The organism is Neobacillus sp. NPDC093127 (assembly GCF_044754175.1).
GTDB lineage: Bacteria > Bacillota > Bacilli > Bacillales > Cytobacillaceae > Neobacillus.
In genome coordinates, this window is sequence record NZ_JBIVOP010000010.1 from 85,773 (window position 1) to 98,077 (window position 12,305).

The 12,305-nt window shown below is 40.9% G+C and carries 11 protein-coding genes and 1 other annotated feature (1 of these 12 only partly in view); of the genes, 6 read left to right on the forward strand and 5 right to left on the reverse strand.

The genetic code is table 11. The features are described from left to right. Nucleotides 1-168: a binding site (T-box leader), on the forward strand; it begins 56 nt to the left of the window's first position. A 41-nt stretch (nt 169-209) separates the two neighbouring features. The 3 genes from leuS (at nt 210) to ACIQCO_RS15095 (ending at nt 3,416) form a co-directional block, all read left to right on the forward strand. Then, entirely contained in the window at nt 210-2,627 is a 2,418-nt protein-coding gene (gene leuS / locus ACIQCO_RS15085) for a leucine--tRNA ligase (RefSeq protein ID WP_400429950.1), read from the forward strand. Between the two features lie 56 nt (nt 2,628-2,683). Beyond that, nucleotides 2,684-2,989, forward strand: a complete 306-nt coding sequence (locus tag ACIQCO_RS15090; RefSeq protein ID WP_400429951.1) for a rhodanese-like domain-containing protein — start codon at nt 2,684-2,686, stop codon at nt 2,987-2,989. Nucleotides 2,990-3,230: 241 nt separating this feature from the next. Then, a complete protein-coding gene (locus tag ACIQCO_RS15095; RefSeq protein ID WP_066090976.1) occupies nt 3,231-3,416 on the forward strand; it encodes a sporulation protein Cse60 in 186 nt (61 codons plus the stop codon). Nucleotides 3,417-3,422: 6 nt separating this feature from the next. Here the strand turns inward: ACIQCO_RS15095 and ACIQCO_RS15100 are convergent, their stop codons facing one another. Continuing rightward, the gene (locus ACIQCO_RS15100; RefSeq protein ID WP_400430114.1) at nt 3,423-4,694 is read right to left on the reverse strand and encodes a BaiN/RdsA family NAD(P)/FAD-dependent oxidoreductase; all 1,272 of its coding nucleotides are present in this window, start codon (nt 4,692-4,694) and stop codon (nt 3,423-3,425) included. Between the two features lie 241 nt (nt 4,695-4,935). Here ACIQCO_RS15100 and ACIQCO_RS15105 point away from each other — a divergent pair, with 241 nt between their 5' ends. Together ACIQCO_RS15105 and ACIQCO_RS15110 are read left to right on the forward strand one after the other, a co-directional pair. Further along, nucleotides 4,936-6,546 carry a putative polysaccharide biosynthesis protein gene (locus ACIQCO_RS15105; RefSeq protein ID WP_400429953.1) on the forward strand — a complete coding sequence of 537 codons (1,611 nt, stop codon included), beginning with the start codon at nt 4,936-4,938 and terminating at the stop codon, nt 6,544-6,546. Nucleotides 6,547-6,575: 29 nt separating this feature from the next. Beyond that, the gene (locus ACIQCO_RS15110) at nt 6,576-7,295 is read left to right on the forward strand and encodes a 16S rRNA pseudouridine(516) synthase (RefSeq protein ID WP_400429955.1); all 720 of its coding nucleotides are present in this window, start codon (nt 6,576-6,578) and stop codon (nt 7,293-7,295) included. 262 nt (nt 7,296-7,557) lie between these two features. Here the strand turns inward: ACIQCO_RS15110 and ACIQCO_RS15115 are convergent, their stop codons facing one another. The 4 genes from ACIQCO_RS15115 to ACIQCO_RS15130 form a co-directional block, all read right to left on the reverse strand. Next, nucleotides 7,558-8,829, reverse strand: a complete 1,272-nt coding sequence (locus ACIQCO_RS15115; protein WP_400429956.1) for a polysaccharide deacetylase family protein — start codon at nt 8,827-8,829, stop codon at nt 7,558-7,560. A gap of 318 nt (nt 8,830-9,147) precedes the next feature. After that, complete coding sequence (locus ACIQCO_RS15120) at nt 9,148-9,582, reverse strand: Dps family protein (protein ID WP_400429958.1); 435 nt, start codon at nt 9,580-9,582, stop codon at nt 9,148-9,150. A 120-nt stretch (nt 9,583-9,702) separates the two neighbouring features. After that, entirely contained in the window at nt 9,703-9,987 is a 285-nt protein-coding gene (locus ACIQCO_RS15125; protein WP_400429960.1) for a hypothetical protein, read from the reverse strand. Between the two features lie 240 nt (nt 9,988-10,227). Then, entirely contained in the window at nt 10,228-10,953 is a 726-nt protein-coding gene (locus ACIQCO_RS15130; protein WP_400429962.1) for a TolB family protein, read from the reverse strand. Between the two features lie 171 nt (nt 10,954-11,124). Between ACIQCO_RS15130 and speD the strand changes: the two genes are divergently transcribed. Next, nucleotides 11,125-11,931: an adenosylmethionine decarboxylase gene (gene speD, locus ACIQCO_RS15135; RefSeq protein WP_400429963.1), complete on the forward strand. Its 807-nt coding sequence runs from the start codon at nt 11,125-11,127 to the stop codon at nt 11,929-11,931. Nucleotides 11,932-12,305 lie beyond the last annotated feature (374 nt).

Sequence of the window (12,305 nt, forward strand, 5' to 3'; positions counted from 1 at the left end):
GGCTGGTGAAAGTCAACCGGGTATATCATGAACTCGCCTTTGAGTTGCAGGCATGAAGGAATAGTAATGCTTGCCGTTTTCCGCGTTAAGGATGAATGAAGCGAGTGCAAGCATGCACTAATGTGGGTGGTACCGCGGGAAGATACATACAATCCTCTCGTCCCTTTTTGGGATGAGGGGTTTTTTATTTTTTTTAGGAGGAAAACAATATGAGTTTCGACCATCAACAAATCGAGAAGAAATGGCAACAGAAATGGGAAACAGAAAAGACTTTCAAAACAAGTGAAGAATACGATAAACGAAAATTCTACGCGTTAGATATGTTTCCATATCCATCAGGGGCTGGACTCCACGTTGGACACCCTGAAGGCTATACGGCAACGGACATTCTTTCCCGCTTAAAGCGGATGCAGGGATATAATGTTCTTCACCCAATGGGCTGGGACGCATTTGGATTACCGGCAGAACAATACGCATTAGATACAGGAAATGATCCAGCAGAATTCACAGCGAAAAATATTGATACTTTCCGCAGACAAATTAAAGCGTTAGGTTTCTCCTATGATTGGGACCGTGAAGTCAATACGACTGACCCGGAATATTATAAATGGACACAGTGGATTTTCTTAAAACTTTTTGAAAAAGGCCTTGCCTATATCGATGAGGTCGCAGTGAACTGGTGTCCTGCACTTGGAACCGTTTTGGCCAACGAAGAAGTTATTGATGGCAAGAGTGAACGCGGCGGACATCCGGTTGAACGCCGTCCGATGAAGCAATGGATGTTAAAAATCACCGCTTATGGTGACCGCTTACTTGAAGATTTAGAGGAGCTTGATTGGCCAGAAAGCTTGAAAGACATGCAGCGCAACTGGATTGGCCGTTCTGAAGGCGCGGAAGTAACTTTCGCCATTGAAGGTTATGATGAATCCTTCACTGTTTTTACAACTCGTCCGGATACATTATTTGGTGCGACCTATGCAGTACTGGCTCCAGAACACGTATTTGTTGATAAAATTACATCAGCAGAACAGCGTGGAGCAGTTGATGCTTATTTAGATAAGGTTAAAACGAAGAGCGACCTTGAGCGTACTGACCTTGCGAAAGAAAAAACGGGTGTTTTCACAGGGGCTTATGCCATCAATCCGGTAAATGGCGAAAAAATGCCAATCTGGATTGCCGATTATGTATTAGTAAGCTACGGAACGGGTGCGATTATGGCCGTTCCTGCACATGATGAACGCGATTATGAATTTGCTAAAGAATTCGGACTCGCAATTAAGCCAGTTGTCGCCGGCGGCGATGTGGAGAAAGAAGCCTATACAGGTGACGGAGAACACATCAATTCCGATTTTTTAAATGGCTTAAATAAAGAAGATGCCATTTCCAAAATGATATCGTGGTTAGAGGAAAAAGGCATCGGTACGAAAAAGGTAACTTTCCGCTTACGTGATTGGTTATTCAGCCGTCAGCGTTACTGGGGTGAGCCAATTCCAATTATCCATTGGGAAGACGGCACGATGACAGCTGTGCCGGATGATCAACTTCCGTTGATGCTGCCAAAAACGAAAGATATCAAACCGTCTGGAACAGGTGAATCACCACTTGCTAATATTGCCGATTGGGTAAATGTTGTCGATTCGGAAACAGGCAAAAAGGGTCGCCGCGAAACCAATACGATGCCGCAATGGGCAGGCAGCTGCTGGTATTATTTACGTTATATTGATCCAAAAAACAGTGAAGCACTGGCTTCTGCCGAAAAATTAAATCACTGGCTGCCTGTTGATATTTACATTGGCGGTGCGGAACATGCCGTGCTTCACTTGCTATATGCCCGTTTCTGGCATAAATTTTTATATGATATTGGTGTGGTTCCAACAAAAGAACCATTCCAAAAGCTATTCAACCAAGGGATGATTTTAGGCGAAGGCAACGAAAAAATGAGTAAGTCAAAAGGAAATGTGGTCAATCCTGATGATATCATCGACAGTCATGGTGCCGATACCCTTCGCTTGTATGAAATGTTTATGGGACCGCTTGATGCCTCGATTGCTTGGTCGACAAATGGTTTGGACGGTTCCCGTCGCTTCCTTGATCGGATCTGGCGCTTATTGGTGGAAGAGGACGGTTCATTAAGTCAAAAAATCCAATCAACAGATGAAGCATCGAGCTTGGAAAAGGTTTACCATCAAACAGTGAAAAAGGTTACCGAGGATTACGAAGGCTTGCGCTTTAATACCGCGATTTCGCAAATGATGGTATTCATTAATGAAGCCTATAAAGCAACCGTACTACCTAAGAATTATGTAGAAGGCTTCATCAAAATGCTTGCACCTGTCTGCCCGCATATTGCAGAAGAACTTTGGAATAAACTCGGGTCTAGCGAAACAATCTCTTATGAGGCTTGGCCTGCATACGATGAAGCAAAGCTAGTTGATGACGAGGTAGAAATTGTTATTCAAGTTAATGGTAAGGTAAAGACGAAGCTTATGGTGCCAACTGATGCCAGCAAGGAGGCATTGGAAGGAATCGCAATGGACGATGACCGCGTAAAGGAACAAATCGAAGGAAAAACGATACGCAAAGTCATTACGGTTCCGGGTAAACTAGTCAATATTGTGGCCAATTAATATAATAGAACATCCTCCTGCAAAACTGGGGGATGTTTTCTGAAGGGATGATTGGGATGGAAGCAATTCAAACGATAACACCAGAAGAGTTACAAAAGAAGCTCGAGGCAGGGGAAAAGCTAGAGCTTGTGGATGTTAGAGAAGATGAAGAAGTAGCGGCGGGGATGATTCCAGGGGCAAAGCATATTCGAATGGGAGAAATTCCTGCTAACTTGGACTATTTTGATAAGGATAAAGAGTATATTTTTATCTGCCGCTCAAGCGCCCGCAGCGGCAATGTTTGCTACTACCTGCAGGATCAGGGCTACAAAGTCCGTAACATGATTGGCGGCATGATGAACTGGACAGGAGAAACGAAATAACCGATTCCATTTTTGGAATCGGTTTTTCTCTTTCATAAAATTCGGTTATGACATCAATTTTGGCGTTTACGACATATTTTTGAGAACTTACGACATATATTCAGTCATTTACGACACATTTACAGAAACTTACGACATATCCTGGATAATATTTGGAAAAAACACAACTTTTCTAGTCCTCTCTTTTTTAAAATTCAGAAAAATTGTCAATAATGATAATAAAAAAGAGAGGGAGAGTACATTGATTCAGGTGAAATTGTTTGATCGCGAGCATGAGAAGGATTTAGAAAAGGAAATGAATCGTTTTCTCAGAGGGATAGATGAACGGAGTCTCCTAGATATTAAGTATAACGTTGCAGCGATGCCAGAAGAGGAAGAGGAAGAACAGATTTATTGCTTTACAGCGATGATTATTTACAAGGCCTGACAAAAGTCAGGCCCGATTTTTTGCTGCATATGCAGCATTGGTTCCCGCAAGCCTGCCGGTCACAAGTGCGGAGGTAATATTATAACCTCCTGTATACCCATGAACATCAAGAATTTCACCGCAAAAATATAAACCATCCATTAATTTCGAGCCCATCGTTTGCGGTTCGATTTCTTTAACAGACACGCCGCCGCCCGTGACAAATGCTTTTTCGAGTGGAAGTGTGCCGTTCACGTTAATCAGGAATTGCTTGCAGCTTTTAGAAAAACTACGAATTTTTTCATTGGAAATCGTGCCGCCTTGCTCGGAAGGATCCATACCATTTTGTTCTAAAAGAAAAAGTAAATAACGTTCAGGCAGCAAGCCCTTTAACGTATTTTTAATACTTTTCTTAGGGTCATTTTTTACAAGTCTAATAATTTCCTGAAAAATTTCTTCCTCCTTTTTATCTGGAAGGGCATCGAGGCTCATGGTAACCTCTGTTATTTTCCACTTCTTCATCGCCTTCACTACAAACTGGCTGCAGCGCAGTACCGCCGGGCCGCTGATGCCAAAATGAGTAAACAGCATGTCCATCCGGTGGGAGATAATTGGCTTTCCTTTTGGATTCAACACACTTACGACAATATCGCGTAAAGCTAACCCTTGCAGGATCTTATTTTTGATAAAAGGTTCACTAGAAGTGACAGGGACTTCGGTTGGGAACAGCTCAGTAATCGTATGTCCTGCCTTCTTTGCCCAGGCATAGCCGTCGCCGGTTGATCCCGTATGGGGGACCGATTTTCCGCCAACAGCAATGACGATGGATTTCGCGGCAATTTTTTGGCCATCCTTTAATAAAACTGCAGCTGTTTGTCCATTTTCATACATGACTTCCGCTACCGGGGAATTTTTGAACACACGAACATGAAGCTTCTCTAATTGCTCCAAAAGCGCATCGACCACAGATTGTGCTTTATTAGAGACAGGGAACATCCGCCCGTGATCCTCTTCCTTTAAGGCAATTCCTAATTTTTCAAAAAAGGCAATAATATCCTCATTGCTAAAAATAGAAAAAGCGCTGTATAAAAATTTCCCGTTTCCCGGCAAATGTTTAATGATTTCTTCCACCGGCAGACGGTTTGTGACGTTACAGCGTCCGCCACCGGATATAGCCAGCTTTCTGCCAAGCTTGTCCCCTTTATCGATTAACAGCACCTTTGCCCCTTTTTCACCGGCGGCAATGGCAGCCATTAACCCGGATGGGCCGCCGCCAATGACAATTACATCGTATTCCATATTTGCACCAACTTTATGTTCATTCATTTTTTTCGGTAACCTAATGGTATTTATACCAATTATTCCATTATAACCATTTCAGCGCTTACTGAAAACAAAACAAATAGACAACAATTTTTAATAAATTTTTGGGGTTGTTAGTGGCGTCATAATGAAAAGAGTTGTACACTACAATAGTGTGCAAAAAAAGTCGAATTTACTTGATGAGGCGCTTGCGCTTTTCGAATTAGGAAGGGATTTTATGCAGTCTAAGCTTTTAAGAGGAACATTTATCTTAACCTTTGGAACGATATTATCAAAGGTTATCGGCTTAATTTACGTTATTCCATTTTATCAAATTGTCGGAAAACATGGGACACAGCTTTACTCCTACTCGTATGTCCCTTATACAATTTTTATTAGTGTTGCCACGGCTGGTGTACCGCTCGCAGTGTCAAAGTTTATTTCAAAATATAATGCCCTAGAGGAATATGCCGTTGGCCGAAAACTATTTAAATCGGGAATAGTGGTCATGCTATTTACGGGAATTGCAGCATTTCTTGTCATGTTTTCAGCGGCACCGTTGCTAGCAGAGATGAGTCATCCTGATAAAAAAGACTTGGCAAGTGTTATTACAGTCATAAGATCTGTTAGTTTCGCGTTGATTGTTGTGCCATTTATGAGTTTAATCAGGGGATATTTTCAAGGACATCAATCGATGGGACCGTCTGCTGTGTCACAGGTCGTGGAACAAATCGTCCGGATTATTTTCACGCTTGCCGGTGCCTACGTTGTCCTGAAATTTTTAAATGGAACAATTGTATCTGCGGTTAGTGTCGCAACTTTTGCTGCCTTTATTGGTGCTATCGGCGGCTTGTTTGTTTTATTTTGGTATTGGTACAAAAGAAAACCATATTTGGATCAGCTTTTAGAACATGATAAAGGCAGCATCGATATCTCGTTAAAGGAAATTTATAAAGAGATTTTTATATACGCAGCACCATTCGTGTTTGTCGGGATAGCCAATCCACTCTTTCAATTTATTGACCAATTTACCTTGACAAGGGCTTTGAAGGAAATGGGGATGAATAAGAGTTTTGCGGATGTTGCATTTGGGATATTGAATTTCGAATCACATAAAATAGTTATTATTCCCGTCTCACTCGCGACGGCCTTTTCCTTAACGCTGGTACCAAGCATTACAAAAGCATTTGTAGAGAATGACCGTCAAAGTATGAACCGGCAATTAAACCAGACATTTCAAGTCTTATTGTTTTTAACATTACCTGCGGCGATTGGGCTGTCTTTACTGGCCGAACCAGTTTACACAGCCTTTTATGAGCATGATGTCCTTGGAACACAAGTATTAGGTGCCTATGCTCCGGTTGCGATTTTATTTTCCTTGTACGCAGTAACAGCTGCCATCCTGCAGGGAATCAATGAACAGCGCTTTACCATCTTAAGCTTACTTGTTGGTTTATTAGTAAAACTCGCCTTAAATATCCCGCTAATAAAAATGTTCGAAACAAGAGGGGCCGTTTTAGCCACCGCTCTTGGCTACAGTGTAGCGATAATAATTAATTTGATTGTTATTAAAACATTCTCGCGTTACCAATTCCGTCTTGTTTGGAGACGAAGCTTACTAATCGTGATTTTTGCAGGATTGATGTGGGCGGGGACAGAGCTTGTCTATAAATTCCTTTTGCTATTTCTTTCACCAGCATCAAAGGGTGAATCTGTCTTGATTATCCTAGTAAGTGCTGGAGCAGGTGCGCTCATCTATTTTTACCTAGGATTGAAATCAGGACTCGTCGACCGATTATTTGGGGACCGGGTTGTTCGCTTAAAGCAAAAATTAAGACTTCGTACCTGAAAATCTTCTTAAAATAAGGGGGATTATCATTGAGAATTGATAAAATGCTGGCTAATCTCGGCTACGGCAGCCGCAAGGAAGTGAAGCAGCTGCTGAAAAGCGGGGCCGTTAAAGTAGATGATGTCGTGGTTAAGGATGCCAAGCAGCACGTCGATACTGCAAAACAAACCGTCGCCTTAAATGGCGAAGTTGTTGAATACAGGGAATTCATCTATCTGATGATGAACAAGCCGCAAGGGGTATTGTCAGCGACAGAAGATAACTCCTGTGAAACCGTCATCGATTTATTGGAGATGGATGATCAGGTGTATGAGCCGTTTCCTGTCGGCAGGTTGGACAAGGATACAGAGGGCTTATTGCTGATTACGAATGATGGTCAATTAGCCCATCGTTTGCTGTCTCCGAAAAAGCATGTCCCGAAAACTTACTTTGCTGTGATTGATGGGGAAGTGGACGCGGCAGACGTTGAGGCATTTGCAGAAGGGGTAACCTTGGACGATGGTTATGAAACCAAGCCAGGCGAATTGAAAATCTTAAAGTCTGGCATCCGCTCTGATATTGAGCTAACCATCACCGAAGGTAAATTTCATCAGGTGAAAAGGATGTTCGAAGCAGTGGGAAAAAGAGTTGTCTACCTACAGCGGATTTCCATGGGACCTCTTGGGTTGGACGAAACCCTTGAGCTGGGTGAATACCGGGAATTGACCGACGAAGAAGTAGAATTATTAAGAGATTATCAAGTAAAATAGAGAATATTTATGAAGAAGCAGCTAAGAAGTAGGCTGCTTCTTCATTTTTACATACTTTTGCTGTCCAATGAGGGGATTTCCAGTTTCAACGAGCGAATCTTGGAGTCCAATGAGCGGATTTTCAGGTTCTACGAGCGAATTTTGGACTTCAATGAGCGAATTCTGATGTTCAACGATCGAATCTAAATTCCTAAGCTAACAGCATGAAATAAAAAAATTCGCATGTAATGTTCACATGCGAACTCAAAGAACAATTTTTTAGTTATTGATATCCTTTAATATTCAACAAATCTTGCAAGTCAACGATTTCAAAATCCCTTTTTTGCAATTCCTCGATTAACATTGGTAATGCTTTTTTGGTCTCTCCTTTATCGGAATCAGAGTGCATTAAGATAATGTCGCCATTTCGAACATTTGCCAGCACATTATTAACGATATTTTTGGAATCCTTTTGTGACCAATCTAAAGTATCAATCGACCAAAGGACAATGGAATAACCTTCTTGTTTTGAAATCGCCGCTACATCTGCATTCGTATCGCCAAAGGGGGTCCGAATGATGGTGGGTTCTTTTCCGGTAACAGATTTTATCGCCTGGCCAGTATCGGTAATTTCCTTGCGAACAGCTTCTTTACTTAACTTCGTTAATTCAAGATGATGATAGCTGTGGTTTAGGACGAGATTTCCTTGTTTGAATGCTTCCATAACAACATTCGGGTGATCTTTGACTTTACTTCCTATAAAAAAGAAATTTCCTTTAACATGATGGGCAGCTAAAATATCAATGATGGCCGGGGTGATGACTTCATCTGGACCATCATCAAATGTAAGGGCGACCTTCTTTTTATCAGGGCCATTTATATACACATTTGCTTGACTTTTCGCGAAAAGGACAATATCCTTTCGCCATTTCTGCATCGATGCCCATGCTGAGTCGGTTAGTTTATTTGATGATCCTTTTATATCTAGAATATAATCGCCTGACGATTCTGCTCGTTTAGGATTAAAAATGGAAATATGGTCGATTTTCTTGCTGCTTTTCGGAAAGATTATTTTTAATTGAATGTCTTGGTCCGCTTCATAACCATAAATATTTTCATTGTTGTTGTCCTTTATCTCTGCTGGCTGTCCGAATGCCTTTACAATCATCTGCTCGGATACATCCTTCAAATCACTCGCATAAGAGCGGACATCGAAAATTTCGCCTGCCTTGTTGTAACCTAGAACTATATTCTTTTTAGTAAATGTAGCATAGAAGCCAAGACCTGCTTGATCGACCGTATCAGGGTCCCCCCATTCTGTTTTCACCTGCTCCATAGTGCTATCAAGTGCATTAAATGGACAGTCTTTAACCGTTCCTTTCTTAGCCAAATCCATGATTTCGGTAAGCAGCTTTGAAGTGGGGCGGTTTACTTCCTTAGGCTGTATGGCATTTTCTTTTGGTGGCAGGTTCTTACTGTCGTGTGTTTTTTCAGAAACACATGCTGATAAAATGATAGAAGAAAAGAACAGAATCATCCACAAGGTTTTCTTCACAATCCAATCCTCCTTAAATTTCTTGCCTTTATCATAACAAAAACATCATAAACATCTAAATATTTTTAAAAATAAGGCTGTGTTAAAGAATATTGTTAATTTTGACACAATGTTGATTGGAGTGGAAGGCGCGAGACTCCTGCGGGAGCAGCGGGACAGGTGAGACCCCGCAGGCGCTTTAGCGCCGAGGAGGCTCACCGCCCGCCCCGCGGAAAGCGAAGCGCCTGGAACGGAAATCAACATTCACTTTTAACACAGCCAAAAAAATAAAAAAGGACAAAGCATTACGCCTTGTCCATTAAAAAGCTATTGGTTGTATTACGCCTGTAAGAAGGATTTCAACATCCAGTTATGTTTAGTAAGTTTGCCAATTAGGCCGAGGAACATATCGCTGGTAACTTCGTCGTTATTTTGTTCCGCGACGTCCATTCCCGTTTTTAATTCAGTAATGATTAAAGAAAAGTCATTGACCACTGTCTGAACCATTTCTTCTGCTGTTAATTTATCATTTGATTCTTCAATCGTTGCCAATTGAAGAGACTCTTTTAAAGTGGAAATCGGGCTGCCGCCATTAGCTAGTAATTGTTCTGCGAATTCATCGATTGTGGCAGCTGCTTCATCATAAAGTTCTTCAAATTTTACATGTAAGGTAAAGAAGTGAGGTCCTTTCACATACCAGTGAAACTGGTGTAATTTTGTGTATAATACGGTCCAGTTTGCGATTTGTTGATTAAGTACTTGTTCGAGTGTCATTTAGCATTCCTCCTAATTTCTTATCTAAATTAATTATATCATATATTATTTTATAATCAATACTAAATTATAATCATTATAAATAATGTAATTAATATTGAAATATGGGCAATACATTTTCTAGTGTTTTTCTTCAAAAAAGTCATATTGGCCGATATTCTTAATCCAAACCTTCGCATTTTCCCCATATTGATCAGCAATCCATAAATCTCTTCGTAATTCAGCCAGATCCCTTTTCCTTAGCCATGTTAATTTTCCCGCAACAGGAAGATAGGTCGGATTGTAATCACCAAAATCCTTTGGCGGGTGAGTAATTTGTATTTGCTTTTGTTCACCAATATTTATCGAAAATAATGAAGGGTCTGGCCTCTGCTTCGCATCATTTGACCATTCGCTTTCTTTCACTCTTGAAACAATTAAGGTATTGTCATCCTTTCAAGCAAAACCTAATTCCGCAAAATTTGGCGGGGTAAGGATGATTGATTTAAATGTGGGAAGCTCTTTTACTTTCATATCTTTATCTTTGAAGCCAAAGACTATTCTGCCGCCACCGGCAATATACCCTAGACGATTATGCTGAAAGGCCCATTTTACCCGGGATTCCCCATTTATTTCATCGATTGTTTCGAAGTGTTTCCCATCTGATTAAATTACACAAACCATATTACTATCCATTGGCCCTGATCCCGGTGGACTGACGACGAAAGAAATCCACTTTCCATCGGGAGAAAATTGAAAGTTAGATACATCAATTGACGGTATGTTGACGTTCCCTTTTTTCAGTTCATTCGGAATGGTATAAAGCTTTTTTACATTTTTCGTCAAACTGGTGATTTTCTCAAAATCCTTCTCAAGTCCGATTTGAAAAAGGACTGGGTTCGTCCAGCCATCGGGTCTCATGGACGCACCCGAGGCTGTAATAAAGGATCGTCCATCAGGGTACCAGCTATAATCCGCTACACCCAACGCAATATTATAAAAGTGTTCAAGGGTTGAGACATTTAACACCCAGCCGCTTTTAAATGCTAAGATATTCTCCACTGGTGACCATTTAGGGGCCGTGCCATCCCTAGAAATCCGTTTATGCTGTTTCGTTTCAAGATTATACACCCATATTTCAGTTGACTCGGTGTTCATTTTAGATTCAACTTCATAAGCAATCCATTTCCCATCATGCGACCATTGGGGCTGATAGTCGTACTTGTTTTTTCTATTCGTAATTTTTTCTTCCTTGCCATTTATTTTTATCCAAAGAAAACCATTCCTGACAAACGCGACTTTTAGATTACTTTCATTAAAGGGTTCCGCATTTGCCAAGATCCTTGGCATCAATAATAGAAATATTACAAACAAACAAACCTGTTTTTTCATCACTTCACCTCATTTAGAAGACCTTCAATTATTTTCTTCAAGAGAGAGTGAAATATGATTAAAACAAAGGATCTAAGGTAGATACTTTACTTTTTGAAAATATAAGTAACCGGGTATAACAATGGGTATTATAAAAGCTAAATAGGTTTAGGCTTTGAAGGGGGAACTGTCATGAAACTTACACACGAGCAGGCGATTGAATTACACGGCTTTAATAACTTAACGAAGTCGTTAAGCTTTAATATGTATGATATTTGTTTCACACGGACGAGGGAAGAGCGCGAAGCTTATTTAAACTATATTGATGAAGAATACAGTGGGGAAAGATTGCAGAAAATTTTACGGCATGTCTCAGATATAATTGGCGCCCATGTCTTAAACGTAGCCAGTCAGGATTTTGAACCTGCCGGGGCAAGTGTGACGTTGCTGGTATCGGAAGGGCCTGTGGCAAATGCTCCCTCAGAATCATTCGAGGAATCACCGGGTCCGCTTCCCGAATCAGTGGTGATGCAGTTGGATAAGAGCCATATCACTGTTCATACCTACCCGGAATTCCACCCTGATGAAGGAATCAGTACATTTCGGGCAGATATTGATGTCTCCACCTGCGGAGAAATTTCGCCGCTTAAGGCACTTCATTATTTAATTCGTACATTTGAAACCGATGTGATGACAATTGATTACCGTGTTCGCGGTTTTACAAGGGATAAAACAGGCCACAAGCTATTTATTGACCACGAAATCAACTCGATTCAGAATTACATCCCAGAAGACGTGAGCGAATTATTCGATATGATTGATGTTAATGTCTATCAGGAGCATATTTTTCACACAAAATGCAAGCTGCGGGAATTCGATTTAAATAATTATTTGTTTGGCTATACAAAAGACAAGCTAACTCCCGATGAGCATATTGAAATAACAGAGAGATTAAAGTTAGAGATGGATGAAATTTTTTATGGGAAAAATATTGTTTAATAAAAGAGCGCGGGTTTCAATTAACGGGTTCCATTTCGTATCACAAAACCCGAAAATGCAATCGAAAATGTTACCAAATTTGTACTGCCTTTTGTATCTGTTTTGCAATTAAAAATAAAAGGAGCTGTCCAAAAAGTCAGGTAATTGACCTTTGGTAGCCTCCTCTTCTTTTAGTTATTGGCTGGTTCATAAGGTCTGTTGATTTCCGCTCCAGGCGGCTTCGCTTTCCGCGGGGGGTGGGCGGTGAGCCTCCTCGGCTAAACGCCTGCGGGGTCTCACCTGTCCCACTGCTCATTTAAGTTTTCCCTCTTGTAATCACAATTCATATCTTCCTACATCTTTTCCTGAGGATAGCTAGATGCATATAGTTTTAC